At 57.4% G+C, this 18,228-nt stretch carries 15 protein-coding genes; 6 read left to right on the forward strand and 9 right to left on the reverse strand.

Annotation, left to right across the window (positions count from 1 at the left end; translation table 11 throughout):
* Nucleotides 1–9: 9 nt before the first annotated feature.
* The 5 genes from NMB41_RS15360 to wecB all read left to right on the forward strand — a co-directional run bounded on the left by NMB41_RS15360 (nucleotide 10) and on the right by wecB (nucleotide 5,062).
* Nucleotides 10–1,176, forward strand: coding sequence for a DegT/DnrJ/EryC1/StrS family aminotransferase (locus NMB41_RS15360; RefSeq protein WP_494378680.1), 1,167 nt, complete (start codon nucleotides 10–12; stop codon nucleotides 1,174–1,176).
* Nucleotides 1,177–1,266: 90 nt separating this feature from the next.
* Nucleotides 1,267–2,457: a glycosyltransferase family 4 protein gene (locus tag NMB41_RS15365; RefSeq protein WP_494378681.1), complete on the forward strand. Its 1,191-nt coding sequence runs from the start codon at nucleotides 1,267–1,269 to the stop codon at nucleotides 2,455–2,457.
* Complete coding sequence (locus NMB41_RS15370; RefSeq protein ID WP_494378682.1) at nucleotides 2,429–3,124, forward strand: hypothetical protein; 696 nt, start codon at nucleotides 2,429–2,431, stop codon at nucleotides 3,122–3,124. Before NMB41_RS15365 ends, NMB41_RS15370 begins: the two co-directional genes overlap by 29 nt.
* A complete protein-coding gene (locus NMB41_RS15375; RefSeq protein ID WP_494378683.1) occupies nucleotides 3,121–3,900 on the forward strand; it encodes a hypothetical protein in 780 nt (259 codons plus the stop codon). Before NMB41_RS15370 ends, NMB41_RS15375 begins: the two co-directional genes overlap by 4 nt.
* 52 nt (nucleotides 3,901–3,952) lie before the next feature.
* A complete protein-coding gene (wecB, locus tag NMB41_RS15380) occupies nucleotides 3,953–5,062 on the forward strand; it encodes a non-hydrolyzing UDP-N-acetylglucosamine 2-epimerase (protein ID WP_494378684.1) in 1,110 nt (369 codons plus the stop codon).
* 103 nt (nucleotides 5,063–5,165) lie between these two features.
* On the opposite strand, the gene NMB41_RS15385 is transcribed toward wecB, so the two are convergent.
* The 4 genes from NMB41_RS15385 to NMB41_RS15400 all read right to left on the reverse strand — a co-directional run bounded on the left by NMB41_RS15385 (nucleotide 5,166) and on the right by NMB41_RS15400 (nucleotide 8,993).
* Entirely contained in the window at nucleotides 5,166–5,879 is a 714-nt protein-coding gene (locus NMB41_RS15385; protein WP_494378685.1) for a phosphatase PAP2 family protein, read from the reverse strand.
* 84 nt (nucleotides 5,880–5,963) lie between these two features.
* Nucleotides 5,964–7,139: a DegT/DnrJ/EryC1/StrS family aminotransferase gene (locus NMB41_RS15390; protein ID WP_494378686.1), complete on the reverse strand. Its 1,176-nt coding sequence runs from the start codon at nucleotides 7,137–7,139 to the stop codon at nucleotides 5,964–5,966.
* Nucleotides 7,140–7,146: 7 nt separating this feature from the next.
* A complete protein-coding gene (locus NMB41_RS15395; RefSeq protein ID WP_494378687.1) occupies nucleotides 7,147–7,743 on the reverse strand; it encodes a sugar transferase in 597 nt (198 codons plus the stop codon).
* Between the two features lie 20 nt (nucleotides 7,744–7,763).
* On the reverse strand, nucleotides 7,764–8,993 hold the full coding sequence (locus NMB41_RS15400) for a glycosyltransferase family 4 protein (protein ID WP_494378688.1): 1,230 nt from the start codon (nucleotides 8,991–8,993) through the stop codon (nucleotides 7,764–7,766).
* Nucleotides 8,994–9,580: 587 nt separating this feature from the next.
* Here NMB41_RS15400 and NMB41_RS15405 point away from each other — a divergent pair.
* Nucleotides 9,581–10,780, forward strand: a complete 1,200-nt coding sequence (locus NMB41_RS15405) for an acyltransferase family protein (protein ID WP_494378689.1) — start codon at nucleotides 9,581–9,583, stop codon at nucleotides 10,778–10,780.
* Nucleotides 10,781–10,996: 216 nt separating this feature from the next.
* Here NMB41_RS15405 and NMB41_RS15410 read toward each other — a convergent pair whose 3' ends face one another.
* The 5 genes from NMB41_RS15410 to NMB41_RS15430 all read right to left on the reverse strand — a co-directional run bounded on the left by NMB41_RS15410 (nucleotide 10,997) and on the right by NMB41_RS15430 (nucleotide 18,227).
* A complete protein-coding gene (locus NMB41_RS15410; protein ID WP_494378690.1) occupies nucleotides 10,997–12,175 on the reverse strand; it encodes a right-handed parallel beta-helix repeat-containing protein in 1,179 nt (392 codons plus the stop codon).
* Between the two features lie 478 nt (nucleotides 12,176–12,653).
* The gene (locus NMB41_RS15415; protein WP_494378691.1) at nucleotides 12,654–13,886 is read right to left on the reverse strand and encodes a right-handed parallel beta-helix repeat-containing protein; all 1,233 of its coding nucleotides are present in this window, start codon (nucleotides 13,884–13,886) and stop codon (nucleotides 12,654–12,656) included.
* Nucleotides 13,887–14,707: 821 nt separating this feature from the next.
* The gene (locus tag NMB41_RS15420) at nucleotides 14,708–16,051 is read right to left on the reverse strand and encodes a right-handed parallel beta-helix repeat-containing protein (protein WP_494378692.1); all 1,344 of its coding nucleotides are present in this window, start codon (nucleotides 16,049–16,051) and stop codon (nucleotides 14,708–14,710) included.
* Nucleotides 16,032–16,757, reverse strand: coding sequence for a hypothetical protein (locus NMB41_RS15425; protein WP_494378693.1), 726 nt, complete (start codon nucleotides 16,755–16,757; stop codon nucleotides 16,032–16,034). The genes NMB41_RS15420 and NMB41_RS15425 overlap by 20 nt, the downstream gene beginning before the upstream one ends.
* A gap of 261 nt (nucleotides 16,758–17,018) precedes the next feature.
* Nucleotides 17,019–18,227, reverse strand: coding sequence for a hypothetical protein (locus NMB41_RS15430; RefSeq protein ID WP_494378694.1), 1,209 nt, complete (start codon nucleotides 18,225–18,227; stop codon nucleotides 17,019–17,021).
* Between the last annotated feature and the right edge of the window lies 1 nt (nucleotide 18,228).

Here is an 18,228-nt window from a genome sequence, read left to right on the forward strand (position 1 = left end):
GGATTCGACATGGAATTTATCGATCTTAAAGCACAATACCAAGCATCACGCGAACTGATCAACGGCCGGATCCAGACCGTGCTCGACCACGGCCAGTACATCATGGGCCCCGAGGTCGCCGAACTCGAGGCGCGCCTGGCTCAGTACACCGGGGCGCGGCATTGCATCACGGTCTCGTCGGGCACCGAAGCACTGTTGATCTCGTTAATGGCACTCGGCGTCAAGCCCGGCGACGAAATCATCACCACCCCATTCTCGTTCATCGCCACCGCCGAAGCCATCGTGCTGCTCGGCGCCACCCCCGTGTTCGTGGACATCGACCCGTCGACCTGTAACCTGGCCCCACACCTGATCGAAGCGAAGCTGACGCCACGCACGCGCGCAATCATGCCGGTTTCGCTGTTCGGCCAGCCGGCCGACATGGACGAAATCAACGCGGTCGCCGCCCGCCACGGATTGGCGGTCATCGAAGATGCCGCCCAGAGCTTTGGCGCGACCTACCGCGGCAAGAAGAGCTGCAATCTGTCCACCATTGGCTGCACGAGCTTCTTTCCCAGCAAGCCGCTCGGCTGCTATGGCGACGGCGGCGCGATCTTTACCAGCGACGACGGCCTGGCCAGCGCCATGCGCGAAATCCGCGTACACGGCCAGTCGCGCCGCTATGTGCACACGCGGATTGGCGTCGGCGGACGGATGGACACGCTGCAGTGCGCGATCGTGCTGGCCAAGCTTGAGCGGTTTGATTGGGAGCGCGCCGAGCGCACCGCGACCGCAGCCCGCTACGACGCCTTGCTGTCGGGCCGCATCGGCCTGGTAGGACGGGCACCGGAGCGTAGCTCGGTCTACGCCCAGTACACGGTCGTGGTCGAGGAACGCGACCGCGTCCAGGCAGCCCTGCAGGCCGCCGGCATTCCAACCGCGGTGCATTACCCGGTGCCGATGCACCGGCAACCGGCCTACGCACACCTCTGCGCCGGCGAAAGCTACGCGGTGGCGGACGCGATGGCGGCCATGGTGATGAGCCTGCCAATGGGGCCTTACCAATCGGCTGCAACGACCCGTGAGGTTGCTATTGCGCTGCTGAAGGCCGCCGGCGTCACGCCGCCCGGCTCCGGCGAAGTTGCCAGTTTGCTGGAACACGCGGCGCTGGCTGACACGGCAAGCACCGGGCGCTGAGCGGCGCCCTTTCCAGAGGCGGCGCGAGCTCGCACCAAGGCCGGTGCCGGCGGACGCGCCCGAATCTTTACCACCCACACTTCTCGCACCATGTCGATTGCTAGCACGCACGAAGACCTTTTGACATTGCCGGCGCAGGGAAAACAGGCCGGGCGCCGGATTGCCCACCTGAGTTCCGCGCATCCACGCAATGACACCCGCATTTTCATGAAGCAGTGCCGCACCCTCGCCGCACACGGGCATGAGGTGACGCTGGTGGTTGCCGACGGCAAGGGCAACGAACGCAGGGACGGCGTGACGATTGCCGACGTCGGCCGGCTACCTGGACGGCTGCAACGCATCTTCCGCACGACGCGCCGCGTATTCGACCAGGCCGTCGCGCTTGATGCCGACATTTATCACTTGCACGATCCGGAACTGATCCCGATCGGCCTCAAGTTAAAGCGTCGCGGCAAGATTGTCATTTTCGATTCGCACGAGGATGTGCCGCGCCAACTGTTAAGCAAGCCCTATCTGGGGCCGGTTGCACAGCGCGTGCTATCGCGGGCGTTCGCCCTGTTCGAACGCTACGCGTGCGCGCGCTTCGACGGCATTATCGCCGCGACCCCTTTCATTCGCGACTCTTTCCTCAAGATCCACCCGCTCACTGTGGACGTGAATAATTTCCCGATGGCGGACGAATTGGACGCGGCCGATGGCAGCACCAGCAAGCGATCCGAAGTCTGCTACGTCGGCGGGATCGGCGAGATCCGGGGGATTCGCGAGCTGGTCCATGCCTGCGCGCTAATGGGCTCGTCGGCCCGACTCAACCTGGTCGGACGTTTTTCCGAGCCGGCTGTGGAGGCGCAACTGAAGGCCCATCCGGGCTGGGGCAAGGTCAACGACCTGGGCTTCCTCGACCGGCCAGGGGTGCGCGACGTGATGCAGCGCTCGGTGGCGGGGGTGGTCAACTTCCTTCCCCTGCCTAATCACCTCGACTCGCTGCCCACCAAGATGTTCGAGTACATGTCTTCGGGCATCCCCGTGATCGCGTCGAACTTTCCGCTATGGCGCGAGATCATCGAGGGCAACCGGTGCGGTCTGTGCGTCGATCCCTGCGACCCCAGGGCGATCGCCGCCGCGATCGACTATCTGCTCGCAAACCCAGCTATCGCCAGGTCGATGGGCGAGAACGGCCGCAAGGCGGTCCAGGAAAAGTACAACTGGTCGGTCCAGGCCACCAGGCTGATCGATTTTTATGGAGTGATCTCGCATGCCAAACAAACTGTCCAAGCTTATTGAACTCGGCATCTCCATCGCCAAGCTTCCGGTAGCGCGGCTGGAGTTCCGCCTGCAGCTGAATCCTGACGACGTCGACAAGATGCATCGTTACTTCACCATGCGCCACCCACGCTATAAAGTATTCCAGAACAAGGCCTTGGGCGCGGCGCTGGTCGACCTGACCCGCTATAGCAGTTGCCAGGAGTACCTGGACAGCATCAAGGGCAGCAACTCGGGTGCTCACCACGCGCGCAAGGCACGCAACAAGGGGTACCGCGTAGCCGAAATCGATCGCAACGATTACGTAGACGAAATCTACGAGATCAACACCTCGGTCGAAATCCGGCAGGGGCGGCCGATGGATCGCATTTACCGGGAAAAGGTAACGCACTTCCCGCGTGACAAGAATTACTTGTATTACGGCGTTTTCAACGCCGCCGGCAAGCTGATGGCCTACGGTGAACTCGGCCGCTACGGCAATTTCGTTGCGTTCAATCGGCTGCTCGGCATGCGCAACAACGACGGCGCAATGCACCTGATGGTAACGGAAATCGTGTCCCGCCTGATCGATGAGCGCAGTTGTCGCTACCTGATGTACGACACTTATTTCGGCGCAGGCCAGGGCTTGAAGATGTTTAAGACCATGCTTGGATTCCAACCCTATCGCGCGAAATATTCCATCCAATGAAAACCGTTCTCAACCGTTTATATGGCGACTACCTGATGCCTTCGCAGCTGGCCGCGTACGAGAACCTGGTACGCGCCGCCAAGCAGGCCGGCTATGTACAGACCTCGGTGCGCGGGTACCACGACATGGTGAGCAAACGCCAGCCCTTGGCGGAGCGCATCTTCGTCCATCGCCACGACATCGACAGCGATCTGCGCACCACGCGCAAGCTGTTCGAAATCGAAAGAAAACACGGCATCAAATCGAGCTTCTACTTCCGGCTATGCACCCTGGATGTCGGCCTGATGCGCGAAATCGAAGAATACGGCAGCGAAGCGAGCTATCACTACGAAGAGCTGGCGACCTACGCCAAGAAAAACAAGATCAAGTACGCGGCGCCACTGCGCGCCCGGCTACCGGAAATTCGAAAGGATTTCATCACGAATTTCGCGCGCATTGAACAGCGTGTCGGGATCAAGTTGCGGACGGTAGCGGGACACGGCGATTTCGCCAATCGCAAACTCAAGGTGAATAACACCGAAATCCTGGCCGACGAAGAGCTGCGCCGCCGGTGCGGAATCGAAGCCGAGACCTACGACCCTCACCTCATGGAGAGCGTCGACATCTATATCACCGACCGTCCGCCGCCGCAGTTCTACCACCCTACTTCGCCGCTCAAGGCCCTTGGAGGCCACCGGCGGATTTATTTGCTGACCCATCCGCGCCAGGTGGAAACGAACTGGAAAGCCAATACCAAGGAGAACCTGTGCCGGCTTTACGAAAACCTGACCTGGTGATCCAGCGGCACACCGTCCACGGTCGCCTCCCCTCAACGCCACGGGTACCCGCATGAAACCCAAAAAAATCGTCACCATCATCGGCGCGCGTCCGCAATTCATCAAGGCCAGCGCCGTCTCCGCGATCCTCGCCGCTTCGGACCGGCTAGCCGAAGTTGTCGTTCACACCGGCCAGCATTTCGACGCCAACATGTCGGATGTGTTCTTCGCCGAACTGGGCATGGCGCCGCCCGCCTATCATTTCGATATCCACGGGGGCGGCCATGGAGAGATGACCGGGCGTATGTTGACCGCAATAGAACAAGTGCTGTGGGCCGAAAAACCCGACGCGGTGATGGTGTACGGTGACACCAATTCGACGCTGGCCGGTGCCCTCGCAGCGATCAAGCTGCATATCCCGGTGGCCCACGTGGAGGCTGGCATGCGTTCGTTCAACATGACCTCGCCGGAAGAGATCAATCGCATCCTGACCGACCGCGTTGCGCGATGGCTGTTTACGCCCACCGACGGGGCCAGCGCACACTTGCGCCAGGAGGGCGTCGCGCCGGACCACATTCATATGGTGGGTGACGTCATGTTCGACGTAGCGCTGCATCACGGCGCGCGCGTAAGCCCACACGGCGGCACGCTGGGCAAGCTGACTCGGGAGCATGGTGTGCAGCCCGGCGCGTATTGCCTTGCCACCATACACCGCGCGGAAAATACCGATCATCCGGCCCGGCTAGGCGTGATCGTGGAGGCCCTGATCAAGGTCGCAAAAGACATCCCAGTGGTGCTGCCTTTGCACCCGCGCACCCGCGAGGTACTGGCCCGACAAGATAAGCTGCAAGCCCTGGCGCAAGCTGTGGTACTGCTGGAGCCGCAGTCCTATCTCGCCATGGTGCAGCTCGAAAAACATGCCGCGGTGATCGCCACCGATTCCGGCGGTGTCCAGAAGGAAGCTTTCTTCTACCGGGTACCCTGCGTAACCTTGCGCGACGAAACAGAATGGCCAGAATTGGTAAACTCCGGTTGGAACAGGCTGGCCCCGCCGCTCGATGCCGACTCCGTGCTGAAGAGCTTATTCGACAGCCTTGGCAGCACCGGCGCGGAAATCGCGCCTTATGGCGCCGGCGATGCCGCGAGCCGGATTGTGCAGCGGCTTTCGAGCGACCTGAACTGAATTTACGCTGAGCCCAGTCCGGAAATGCCCTGCCCTGGGGCGCAATTTTCCGGGGTCGGCAATTCGCTAGGCGTCGCTCGAGTACGACCGATCAGGGATCGCTCTATTGCCCTGCTCGATCGGGCGACTCCTCATCTAGAGCTGGGCGGCATGCCAGACACCCTCGCTTGTACAAAAATTTAGATTGGCACGCGTGCCGGTAGGGCGGGAAGCTTATATCCTGCGTTTTGGACCACCTGTAAGGATAGTCCCGCCCTGAGAGGTAAAGCGCGACATCAACCAGTTTGGGGCTGATCGAGGATGGTTTGAGGCCGCTTATCACAAGTAACGCCATCAAACTGAACGAAACATTCCAGCGATTGACGTGGGGCGCAGGAAAACTGTTCGCGACGCGCATGAAGCCCAGGCTAACAGCACTACCCAACAGCAGGCTGGGAATGACTTCCGAGACCGTATGGAACTGGTAACGGACCAGCAGGACACCCACGCCAAGGCTGACAGCGATACCAGCGACTACCCCTGCCGGCCGCCAGGCAATCGGTGCAAGCTGTAATACGACGAAAAACAATACCGGCATGACAGCGGCCGAACGGAACGCATGGCCACTCAGCGCCTGGAAGCCAAGGGACGGAATTCCCGTTTCCCACCCCAGAAAAGCAATTTTCGACAGCGCGACGATGCTCAAACCGGCAGCAAACATCAGGCACCAGCACAAGGCCAACTGCCAGGTCCGGCCCGCAAGCAACCAGGCTGCGATTGCTGCAGCCGCGGGAACCATGACTGCCGTATGGCCGATATCGACGAGTTGTGCCAACATGATTATGGTAGCAATCGGGCGAATATGAGGTCCTGGCAGGCAGCTTAGGCGCTCCTGGTGCCAGCCCCGGTTTTCCCTTCGAAACTATTTACCCTCAGCGCGGGACAACACGTCGCCGATGACCTGGCATGTCCTTTCCATGTCCGCATCCGTCAAGGTCGGGTGGACCAGGAACATGAGGCTCGTTTCGCCCAATTCCTGTGCCACTTTCAGGCGACGCTGAGGACGATAGTCCGTATTGTCGAAGGCCTTCTCCAAGTACACCTCGGAGCAGCTTCCTGGCGCACAAGGGACACCTCCGCCCGAGATTTCATTCGCTATCCGGTCGCGTGTCCAGCCCTCCGCAAGTTTGTTCGGTTCGACAAATACGTAGAACTTGTAGAACGCATGCTCCACATTGGTTGGAACAGCCGGCACCCTCACTACTGCATATTGCTGGCAGACGGCAGCGATTTTCCTTGCATTCGTCCGCCGCCGTGCCGTCCACGACGGCATCCGCTGCAGTTGAATACGGCCGATGACGGCCTGTGTCTCCAGCATCCGCGCATTGGTGCCAAATGACTCATGAACCCAACGGTGACCGGGAGGGTGCGCGCGCTCATATACCGCCTCCCACGACTTGCCGTGATCTTTGTAAGACCACATGACCGACCAGAACCGGCGCGAATTGGTCGTTACCATGCCGCCCTCGCCTCCTGTCGTCATGATTTTGTCCTGGCAAAACGACCATGCCCCGATATGTCCAATACTGCCAACCATCCGGCCTTTATAGCGGGCGCCGTGAGCCTGGGCACAGTCCTCGATCACAACAATACCGCGTGCTTCTGCAAGGGCCATGATGGGATCCATGTCGCAGGGCAAACCCGCCAGGTGGACACAGATGATCGCCTTGGTGCGTGGCGTCATTACCGCACTCACTGTCTCGGCGGTGATATTCTGGCTTTCGCGGTCCACGTCAGCAAACACGGGAATGGCGCCGGCGCTGATAATGGCACTTGCAGAGGCCAGGAAAGTTCGCGGAGTGACAATGACTTCGTCGCCGGCCTGTATCCCGATTGCCATGAGGGCCACCTCCAATGCCAGCGTGCCATTGGAAAGCGCGATCGCAAATTCCGTCCCTGTCCACTCGGCAAATTCTCGTTCGAACTCACGACATTCGGAACCGGTCCAGTAATTCACTTTATTCGAGAGAATGACATTCTTGACGGCCGTAGCCTCCTCGTCGGAGAAACTCGGCCAGTTGGCAACCGGCATGTTCATATAGCCCTCACTTTAAAACGGTCTGGATAATATATTTGATATCAGTCCACATGGAATATCGATTGTAATATTCCTTGTTTATCCTTACCTTGTCCGGCCAGATGACCGTGTCATTGTATAAGACAGGGTCCTCGACAGCCGACAATATTTCTTCCTCGTCCTTGTATTTGATCGACGCCGGACCGGTGATTCCAGGGCGCAGCTTTAATATTATTCGGTCGCCCTCTTTCAATTGATCGGCATAATTTGGCACATCCGGCCGGGGGCCGACGATACTCATGCTTCCCGACAATACGTTGAACAATTGGGGAATTTCGTCCAGCTTATACTTTCGGAAAAATGCCCCGGACCTGGTGATCGATGCAATATTATTGGAGGCAATCGGGCTTCGCTTGTCCCTGCTGGCATACATGGTTTTTATCTTGTATACCTTGATGATGCTGCCGTGCCGCCCCACCCGTTCGTGTATAAAGAATCCGTTGCTACGGGTTTCGATGGCGGCGATTACCCAGCAAATGACGATCAGCGGGAAGAAAACAACGATTCCAATGAAAGAAAAGAAGATATCAAACATTCTTTTCAGAAGAAAATCGAATCTAGACATATATTTTGCTCAGTGCGACATCAATCGCACGCGGCCAGGAAGCGTTTTGCCAGGATTGGATAGGTCAGATTATTTAACACAAATTCCTTGCCTCGTTGCCCCATCGCGTCGCGCTCGTCCTTACTCACGGCCAGTAATGTGCGGATGCCGTTTGCCGTCGCCGGCGGGTCTTCGGGGGGGACAGTCAGACCGCAACCCGCCTCGCTCACCGAGTCGTTTGCCGCGTCGACCGCGTGCAACACTGGCCTGGCTGCCATCATGTAGTCCATCAGCTTATTGGGGGCGATACCAAAACGATAGAGCGATTGCCGTCGAAAGCCGATGCTGGCCACATCAAAATGCTGCAGCAAAGCGGGAATCTGCTCTTTGAGAATCGGATCGAGAAAACAGACGTTCGCTAACTGCTCTTCGGCCACCCACCGCTGCAGATGCGCCTTGTCCGGCCCATCGCCAACCAGAACGAAAGCGATTTTTTCTTCACGCATTAGTTTTGCAGCACTCAAGAACGTTTCGAGCGCATTCGAGGTCCCATGTGTTCCCGCGTAGCCAATGACCGCATGGGCGCGGCCGTGCAGCGCGTCCAGCACCTCGGCGGCTTCTCCATGTAATGCAGGGCTTCCTGCAAACCATTCACCCGGGTCTATCCCATTGGGGACGATGTGCAATTTATGTGGCGCCATACCGCGCGATTCCACGTACTCGCGCACTTTCGGCAGCATTGACACGACGGCATCTGCATGACGATATGCGTAATCCTCGGCCGCTTGCAAAAGCATGATGAAAGGATGCCACCGGGACATGCCGCCGAGTTCCATCGGCGTCAGCGGCCATAAGTCATGGATTTCGAAGACCAGCTTGGCGCCGGCTAGTTTTGCGATGCGGTGCGCAGGCCATACGTCCATTGGATAGGTACTCGAGGCAATGACCACATCAGGCTTGAACGATGCGGAAATCTGCTTACCTTCAATAAACAAACGGCTGACGAAAGAACCCATGTTGCGAACGCGTCCAATGCCGTTGCCAAGGTATGGTGGGGTTTCGAACCATATGTAAGAAACGCCATCAATGGTTTCCTCTAATCGCGATCGACCATCGAGTTGGGGCTGCCGGCTTCTGATATGTGACTGTGAAGAGCCGATAATTTGCACATCATGTCCTGCGCGCACCCATTCTCGTGCCAGGTAGTAGGGCCGAAACTCCATCCCGTGGCGAGGAGAACCCGCATAGTGATTGATGTAGAGAATGCGCATTGTTTCGAGCCTGCGTAAATGCGTTGCGACTCAATTGCGATCATGCAACGAGTCTTCCGGTAATGGTTTTTCAATCGCCAATTGTTTTATAGATAACATCTTTGCCGAACGGAACATTCCCGCGATCGCCTGGAAAGATGCGGAGGCATTCAGAAAAATAAGGTTCGATAATCGGCTGGATTTTCGTGATTCCCCTGACTGACCGGGCGAATCAGATCAATGCTACCCCGTCGAGAAATTTACGTGAGCTCCCGTTATTTACATTGCGCCGTCTCAAATTCACATCGCTGTCCGGATCATTACTCTATCGACGATCTGCTTTACGGGTCGTCAACACGCGTCGATTTTAAATTGATATCGTCGGGTGGATTGACAGCTGTATAACATTTGACCGCAATGCTGGCCTGAGCGCTCACCGCACGCGCGCTGCAGCATGGATGCACTTCGCTTTAACCGGATACGCGCGAGATGCCGGCAGCTGAGGCAACGCGTCCGAAGGGGGTGATGCTGCTCATATTTGCTTGCGAGCCGCATCGACTCAGCGCAATGCCGGCGGCTGTGCGCAACAAAACAACCGAGGAGACTTCATGCGACCCATCAACATGCCGAGGCTGACCTTCCAGGCACACGGCCAGATCGGCGATGACTGCTGGCATTCAGTACTGATCTCGCTGCTGCGCGGGCTAGCTGCCTTTGAAGTGGCCGCGGCGCATCTACGCGCCGCCATGTACCCGAGCCTGCGCTCGGTCGCAGATCCATCGCTCTGGTTCCAGGGGTTTTCCTTCGCCACCGGCTTCGCGCACCACGCAGTGCTGGTGTTTTTCGTCATCAGCGGCTGGCTAGTGGGCGGCAGCCTGCTCGACAAGATTCGGCGGCCTGACGCGGTGGCCAGCTATGCGATCGACCGTGTATCGCGCCTGTGGACCGTGTTGATACCGACCTTCGTGTTGACACTGCTGTTCGGGCTCGGCACCGGCGTCATCAGTCCGAAAACCGTCGATTTCAACCTGGCCAACGATCATTCCGCCCTGGTTTTCGGGGCCAACCTGCTTGGCCTGCAGACGATCGTGGCGCCTACTTTCGGCGGCAACTTCCCGCTGTGGAGCCTGGCCAACGAAACCTGGTATTACGTCCTGTTCCCATTGCTGGTGATGCTATTCTGCGCGCCGAACCGCGCCCAGCGCGTCGCGTGCGGCGCCGCCTTTGTCCTGTTGGCAGCCCTGCTCCCCACGGCGATCATCGGCTACTTCACGATCTGGCTGCTCGGCGTCGCATTTTCGCGCATCAGGATCGAGCTCAGTGCCGTCCAACGTTTCGCCTGGCTCATACTGCTCGCCGCGTCATGGGGCTATTACCGGCTGACGGGGGATATGAATGGGTTCGAGCTCACGAACCTGCTGCCCGACTTGGCGTGCAGCTTCATATTCGTGGTGCTCTTGTCGAGCCTGCAGTTCAAGGCCGCTGCCACGTCGACGCTGCGGCGGCCACTTGCCAAGGTCGGCAGCTTCTTCGCAGACTTTTCCTTCAGCTTGTATGTTCTGCACGTGCCACTGATCTTCCTGCTGCAGCATGTCGTGCTGACGCAGTGGGGGCTGCGTCAGCTGTCCCCGCACGAGCCACTGCACTTTGCAATCTATGTGGGTATGCTGGCCTTCCTGCTGACGGCGTCCTACCTCGCCTACTGGTTGTTCGAATCGCGGACCTACCAGATCCGGCGGCTGCTAAAGCGCGCGCTGCTGGAGCGTCCTGCCCGAACACCAGCTGCCCCGACCTTGCCCGCCGATTGAGTCACGCGCGCGATGTTCCAGACGTCGGCCCAGTTGACCCCGCCGACAAGCTGTACGTCTGGCAGCGGACATCAAGCTGCAGCAAAGGCGGCGCCGGTCTCAGGAGCGCTTACCAGGCGCGACCCAGGATGCGATCGTCCAATAAAAAAACCCCTTGAGTCATTACACTCAAGGGGTTCGAGACAGGAATCTCGCTTCTATGACAATCCGACCTACTTATTTCTTTTCGTAGGCGCCGATGTCATAACGCAGACCGGTCGGACGGGCAACGCCGTCTTTATCGGTATTGAACATGGTCGTTGCAATACCCTTGTCGATCATCGGGCTGCCTGCGCTCAGGTGGAAATCACCGGCCGCCGCATTCACGAACATGGGGTTGGCACGGACCGCATTGCGCTCATTGGTCGTCGAGACTGCAAACTGGGCCGCGGTCATGTTCGCACCTTTCCAGTTGATGTCGGTGCGGTTGCCCGAGAAGCCGTTGTAGTCGCTCTTGAAATACGGCGCGTACAGGGCAGTGACGCGCATCCCGGAGACGGTGCTGTTGGCGATGATGTTGTTCCGGACCGTGTAGGGGCCGGTGCCGACGGTACCGTAGTTGAAATCGATGCCAGTTTGCATGCCGTAGATCGTGTTGTTGTAGATCTCCGTGGTCCGCGCATCGCTGATCATCAAGCCCCAGTGCTGCACGGCGCTCGCCGAGCAGGCATTGCTCTTGCTGGCCGAGCATTTGAGCGTGCCGCCGATCATCACGTTGTTGTAGATCTTGATGCCGCTCGATGCAGGGGTATGGTAGGACTGGATGGCCGAACCCGCTGCGCGGATGAAGAGGCTGTTGCGGATGGTGACGTTGGTCGCGCCGGCGGCGATGTAGATATGGTGGTCTTGCGCAGTATGGCTGCCGTTGTCGATCATCGTCACGTTTTGAATCGTGATGTTATCGACCGGGCCCTGGCCATTGTGCAGATCGATGGCGCCGTTGCCGTACTGGTCCGCGTAGCGCTGGACCGTGATGCCGTCGACAACAACGTTCGAGTTATTCGAGAAAACCAGGAAGTCACCGTGGGTGCCGGTGTCGCCCCACTGACCGTCGAAAACCGGCTTTTCGCCAGGGTAGTTCTTGAACGTCACCGGTGCCGTCGCGGTACCGGACGATTTCCAGATCAGGCCTGCCTGGCCATAATAGGTACCGCCGCGGGCACACAAGGTCTTGCCAGCGGTCAGCTTCGCGCTGGCGAATTTGATTGTCTTCCAAGGAGAAGCAAGCGTCCCTGCGCCGCTGTCGGAGCCGTTCGGAGCAATGTAGTAATTACAGGCAGGTGCGGCCGGCAGGGCTGCGGCAGTTGGGGCGCGCGCCACAAATGCGGCATTGGCGGAGCCAGCAAGCGATAACAATACAGCTGCGCTGCAGCTGAGCAAGACATGAACACGGCGATCCGAAGCGGTAGTGAAGCGATTTTGCATCTGAAGTTCCTTACGTCATTGTGTGGATGTATGAGTTTGAGCTGTGGAAAGTTCCAAAGTTCAATTTTCTGCAGGAAAAATTTCCTTGGCGTATGAAATGCGCAATGACAATTTCCCTGGATAAACACCCGTTATTTGCTGCGCAACGGTGAATGTTGCAACGACAGCGCTGCGATCCAGCCTCATCAGTAGTAGGCAAACAAAAACCCGCGCGGGCAAAGTGCCGGGCGGGTTCATGGGGATCGAAACAGACCGTATTAATTGGTCAGTCAGGAGGCTGGGAAGAGACGACTTCAACCTGAAAGACTGGTACGGCAGGCGCGTAGGTACATGAATTAAAAAAAACCCTTGAGTCAACACACTCAAGGGGTTCGAGACAGAGTCTCGCGTCTATGACAATCCGACCTACTTATTTCTTTTCGTAGGCGCCGATGTCATAACGCAGACCGGTCGGACGGGCAACGCCGTCTTTATCGGTATTGAACATGGTCGTTGCAATACCCTTGTCGATCATCGGGCTGCCTGCGCTCAGGTGGAAATCACCGGCCGCCGCATTCACGAACATGGGGTTGGCACGGACCGCATTGCGCTCATTGGTCGTCGAGACTGCAAACTGGGCCGCGGTCATGTTCGCACCTTTCCAGTTGATGTCGGTGCGGTTGCCCGAGAAGCCGTTGTAGTCGCTCTTGAAATACGGCGCGTACAGGGCAGTGACGCGCATCCCGGAGACGGTGCTGTTGGCGATGATGTTGTTCCGGACCGTGTAGGGGCCGGTGCCGACGGTACCGTAGTTGAAATCGATGCCAGTTTGCATGCCGTAGATCGTGTTGTTGTAGATCTCCGTGGTCCGCGCATCGCTGATCATCAAGCCCCAGTGCTGCACGGCGCTCGCCGAGCAGGCATTGCTCTTGCTGGCCGAGCATTTGAGCGTGCCGCCGATCATCACGTTGTTGTAGATCTTGATGCCGCTCGATGCAGGGGTATGGTAGGACTGGATGGCCGAACCCGCTGCGCGGATGAAGAGGCTGTTGCGGATGGTGACGTTGGTCGCGCCGGCGGCGATGTAGATATGGTGGTCTTGCGCAGTATGGCTGCCGTTGTCGATCATCGTCACGTTTTGAATCGTGATGTTATTGACCGGGCCCTGGCCATTGTGCAGATCGATGGCGCCGTTGCCGTACTGGTCCGCGTAGCGCTGGACCGTGATGCCGTCGACAACAACGTTCGAGTTATTCGAGAAAACCAGGAAGTCACCGTGGGTGCCGGTGTCGCCCCACTGACCGTCGAAAACTGGCTTTTCGCCAGGGTAGTTCTTGAACGTCACCGGTGCCGTCGCGCTACCGGACGATTTCCAGATCAGGCCTGCCTGGCCATAATAGGTACCGCCGCGGGCGCACAAGGTCTTGCCAGCGGTCAACTTCGCGCTGGCGTAATTGATCGTTTTCCAGGGAGAAGCAATCGTCCCTGCGCCGCTGTCGGAGCCGTTCGGAGCAATATAGTAATTACATGCTGCGCTAATCGGCGTAGCTGTGGGAGCAGTGGCGGCATTGGCGACCCCGCCGGCCGAAAACAATACGGCTGCGCTGCAGCTGAGCAAGATACGAACACGGCGATCGGAAGCGGTAGTAAAGCGATTTTGCATCTGAAGTTCCTTACGTCATTGTGTGGATGTGTGAGTTTGAGCGGTGGAAACTTCCAAAGTTCAATTTTCTGCAGGAAAAATTTCCACGACGTATGAAATGCGTAATAACAATTTCTTTTGCCAAATGACCGCGTCGCGTGGAGGCATGGCGAATCAGCAGCGAAAGCGGCACGAGCCGGCCTCATCAGTAGTAAGTAAATAAAAACCCGCCCGGGCAATGCACCGGGCGGGTTTATGGGGGTCGGCAGATCCGTCTATATTAGGTAGGCGGGAAATGGAGGCTGAGCCGGGACATGGCGACCTCAACCTGAAAGACAGACAGGTCAGGCGCACATGATGCGTGGATGCGATCTGGGACCGTGCTTAGACCTGATGCGTTACCGATCGAGGCGACCGCCCATCAGTCTAGCTTCGTTGATTCAGCAGGCGAATGAATGTCTGGACGTTTGAACACATAGGCGAGAGGGGGTGATGCATTCGCGCTGCCAAGGCAACCTTGCAAAGCGAACATGCATCTGCTTTTCGCGTCCTGGAGCATCGGTCAGAATGATGGAAGTCGTCGCTTGTCAGGGCGCCGGCTGCCCGCACCTGGCGGCCGTGCTCGACCTGTTCCCGTGCGCAATCACGATCTGGGCAATGGCGCCGAGCATGTCGGCGCTTTGGTCTGCACCGTTAACCATGGCAACCCGGCCTATTGTCATGACAGACATTGCTTGACGACTAAGGGGGCGGGACTCATAGCGCTGGGAGCGAGCAATGGATCGGGGCTTCGATAGTGCGATTGCTTATCATGACGGGGCGGAGTTGAAGATAGTGGCCGCTTATTCCGCGTCGGCATGGCGAGTTCTCTCATGTGCGCCGATGTCAATTTTTGAGCCTTTCGGACGAGCGACTCCGTCTTTGTCCGTACTGAACAAGCTCATCGCAGTTGCCTTGTCAATCATGGGACTTCCCTCCTTCAGGCGAAAATCGCCTGCTGGGGCATTCTTAAACATTGGATTGGCACGGACCGCGTGACGCTCATTGCGCGTGGCAACTGCAAACTGCGCAGCGCTCATATCGGCACCATGCCACTTTATATCCATGAGATTGCCGGAGAAACCGTTGTAATCACTCTTGAAATACGGCGCATAAGCAGACGTGATGCGGATTCCCGCTACAGCGCTGTTTACGATGAGGTTATTTTTGACTGAGTACGGTCCGGTAGTAACGGTACCGAAGTTGAAATCGATACCATATTGCATGCCATAGATAGTGTTATTGTAAATCTGTGTTGACCTGGCATCACCGATGATCACGCCCCATTGCTGCGTGTCGCTTGCTGAGCAAGGGTTTTTTTTGCTCTGAAAACAATTCAGCGCGCCGCCGATCATCACATTGTTATAGATCCTGATACCGCTCGACGCAGGGGTATGATAAACCTGGATCGCGGATCCCGATGCCCGCATGAATAGATTGTTTCTGATGGTGACGTTGGTTGCGCCGGCTGCGATATAGATGTGATGATCTTGCGCCTTGTGGCTGCCGTTGTCTATGAAGGTACTATTTTGAATAGTAATGTTATTGACTGGACCTAGGCCATGATGAAGGTCGATAGCGCCATTGCCGTACTTGTCCGCGTAGCGCTGGACGGTGATGCCATCGACGACGATGTGGGAGTTATTCGAGAACACAAGAAAGTCGCCAGCAGTGCCGGTGTCACCCCATTGCCCGTCAAAAACCGGCTTTTCGTTCGGATAGTTTTTAAAAGTTACCGGTGCTGAAGCCTTACCGGAAGATTTCCAGATAAGACCTGCCTGGCCATGGTAAACGCCGCCTCGCGCACACAGTGTCTTGCCCGGGGTCAACTTGGCACTGGCGTATTTGATCGTTTTCCAAGGAGACGCAAGCGTTCCTGCCCCACTGTCGGAACCAGTCGGAGCGATGTGGTAATCGCACCTTGTCTTGGCCGCAAGTGCCGATACTGGGACTCCAAGCACAAGCGAGGATATCAGAAGGCTGGCCATCAGCCGCCATGCGCCGACACCGTAACGCAGGCGGCCACAAGCTACCACCATATGGCCGCCCTCCTCAGCGCCACCTCGCGCAGTGCCATGTGCGAGAGGAATTTGACCGAAAAAGCTCAGGCCTGCGCGCTTGCTCGCGTTATCTATGTCCCGCATCATTGGTGTACAGAGCTGCGAACACGGTTCCCTTCTGGGATAGGAACCGATTGAAAATGCGGGTATCAAGGAGGTCGGCAAAGCGTTGGAGGCGTTTGGACGGCATGGTTCCTACGCTTGCAAATCCCTTCCAGATCACCTCCGGCCGGTTGCCATCGACGGCCAGCGATTCCAGCTCTTCCTGTGAAAAATAATGCCAGTTGGAGCGGCCGGCATTTCCGAAGCGCCGGAGGAACACATTGTGAACGGAAGAACACCACCCTTTATCAAGAATAATAAGCCGACCTTTGTCCGACAACATTCCCATACAACAGTCGATGGCTCTTGAAAATTCGTTCAGATTGTGACTGCGGTCCAAGCCTCCGAGGACGCCCTTCAAGAGAATCACATCGTAGGTTTTCCCCGTTACCGAAAATACGTCGTGTGTCCGTACCAAAGGCATCGGCAGGCTGTATTGCGCACATATGGATTCGCAAAACGCTCTCAGGCCCGGCAACTCTTCATCGGCATAGCATGTCACGTCTACCGAGCCGCCTTTGCTCAAGAAGTACAGCGACGGCGCAGATAATCTTGATGCGCCCACTTCAAGTATGGTGCGAGGTTGCGTTTCCAGGCGACTGACCGCTTCGCAAAAAACGTCAGTCCACGGGACTGCATGCCACCCAAATAGTCGATGTAGCATGGCAACGTCCTGGGCATTCGGTTTCATGTTCGACATCCGCAAATCCTTTCGATCAGGGCGCTGTAGGGAGCCCAGGAGTGACAGCGGAAAACATCGGACGAGGGTAAGCGATGTTGAGTTGTGCAAAACACGCTGCGAGAATCCGGGGAATGTTGCTAAGTCTAGAATAGGACAAGCAGGGGAATGCAGAGATTTCTCAACCCGCCAGGTCACCCCTCGAGCAAGCTGCGCGTGGCTTGCCCACTTCACACATTGCTGCGGTCAAAATTGGCGAGGTATTCTATCCCTCTACCGCAGCTGCGCGCCCAGAGAAGCCGCTCCGACGGACTGCGCCACACCCGTCCCGCCAGCGCCACGCTGAGCAATATAACTCGGTCCGGTTAGCGCAAACAGTATGAACAACCACAGGCCCGTTTCGTAGAAGAACATCTTCTCGTTCAAGGGCACCAATACCAGCAAGGTCGTCAAAACCAGGCCATTCACCCGGATCAGCCGCACGAGTAGTCCCAACATGGCAAGCCACATTACCGCACCGCCACGTGTGCTCAGGTTGAAGAGAGCGCCAATGTCCTGGTAGTAGCAACGGACACACGGATCCTGCACGAAACCGACACCCACGAATTTTTCTTCGGGACTCGTGGCTGCATAAACGGCCATACCCAAAATCCGGTGCGACAAGCTGCTGTCGCTCGGCTGATGAACAAATCGTTCTTCCAGGTGCGTCACGATCCCGGAGGCAAGGAGATAGGTAGAGATTGCGGCAGCAAGGACCAGGAGATGGACTAGCTTGACTTTTTTCCGCCACACGTAGAGACCCAATACTGTCACTAAGGGAACGAAATACACTGACGAGCCTGAATTGGTCAAGAAAATGCCAATGATCGACGCACATGTCAGCAACAATACTCGTGGGCTGAAGTCGGAGATCAGAATGAAGACTGCCAACAGGCAGCCAATATAGTTCGCATAGGTACCCGGCTCAACGTGGAGCCCGGAAAACCGCGTGATGTTCAGGTAATCTTCAGCAAATCGGCTGTCCGTACCAAACAGCATCTTATAAAAATCGACCATTCCGGCCGAGGTCCCGTAGTACAGCATGGCCTGCAGGCCGATGAACAGGGCGTTAATTAGCAGCAGCCATTCCACTGCGGACTGAAATTCCTGGCGCCAATGGAAGGATAGCTCGTACAGGAGGATGGCCGCTGCCATGTCGGCCAGGATAAGCAAGGCGAATTGGCCTGGACCTGATTTGATGAGGGTCGCGTGCAGAATAATAAATAACAGCACGAACAAGACATGGACAGCCGGTACGCGCAGCCGCAAAGGCCGCATGATTGCAAACGGGGACAGCAGTACCAATGATGTTCCCACGGCCAGATATTTCGGCAGCATTGAGGGGTTGGGACCGCCTTCCTCAAACGGCGTAAAGAACAGGAACAGTGAACAAAAGAACGCCAGGAAGACCAGACGCGACTCCAGGCGGTTCGAGGCGTTCATG

It is taken from the genome of Massilia sp. FBCC-B171 (assembly GCF_059134155.1).

What these genes read in the sequence shown, in the direction of transcription:
- NMB41_RS15425 (WP_494378693.1), bottom strand. Translation starts at nt 16,757, where the DNA reads ATGAAACCGAATGCCCAGGACGTTGCCATGCTACATCGACTATTTGGG.
- NMB41_RS15420 (WP_494378692.1), bottom strand. Translation starts at nt 16,051, where the DNA reads ATGATGCGGGACATAGATAACGCGAGCAAGCGCGCAGGCCTGAGCTTT.
- NMB41_RS15385 (WP_494378685.1), bottom strand. Translation starts at nt 5,879, where the DNA reads ATGTTGGCACAACTCGTCGATATCGGCCATACGGCAGTCATGGTTCCC.
- NMB41_RS15415 (WP_494378691.1), bottom strand. Translation starts at nt 13,886, where the DNA reads ATGCAAAATCGCTTTACTACCGCTTCCGATCGCCGTGTTCGTATCTTG.
- NMB41_RS15400 (WP_494378688.1), bottom strand. Translation starts at nt 8,993, where the DNA reads ATGCGCATTCTCTACATCAATCACTATGCGGGTTCTCCTCGCCACGGG.
- wecB (WP_494378684.1), top strand. Translation starts at nt 3,953, where the DNA reads ATGAAACCCAAAAAAATCGTCACCATCATCGGCGCGCGTCCGCAATTC.
- NMB41_RS15395 (WP_494378687.1), bottom strand. Translation starts at nt 7,743, where the DNA reads ATGTCTAGATTCGATTTTCTTCTGAAAAGAATGTTTGATATCTTCTTT.
- NMB41_RS15360 (WP_494378680.1), top strand. Translation starts at nt 10, where the DNA reads ATGGAATTTATCGATCTTAAAGCACAATACCAAGCATCACGCGAACTG.
- NMB41_RS15430 (WP_494378694.1), bottom strand. Translation starts at nt 18,227, where the DNA reads ATGAACGCCTCGAACCGCCTGGAGTCGCGTCTGGTCTTCCTGGCGTTC.
- NMB41_RS15390 (WP_494378686.1), bottom strand. Translation starts at nt 7,139, where the DNA reads ATGAACATGCCGGTTGCCAACTGGCCGAGTTTCTCCGACGAGGAGGCT.
- NMB41_RS15375 (WP_494378683.1), top strand. Translation starts at nt 3,121, where the DNA reads ATGAAAACCGTTCTCAACCGTTTATATGGCGACTACCTGATGCCTTCG.
- NMB41_RS15365 (WP_494378681.1), top strand. Translation starts at nt 1,267, where the DNA reads ATGTCGATTGCTAGCACGCACGAAGACCTTTTGACATTGCCGGCGCAG.
- NMB41_RS15405 (WP_494378689.1), top strand. Translation starts at nt 9,581, where the DNA reads ATGCGACCCATCAACATGCCGAGGCTGACCTTCCAGGCACACGGCCAG.
- NMB41_RS15370 (WP_494378682.1), top strand. Translation starts at nt 2,429, where the DNA reads ATGCCAAACAAACTGTCCAAGCTTATTGAACTCGGCATCTCCATCGCC.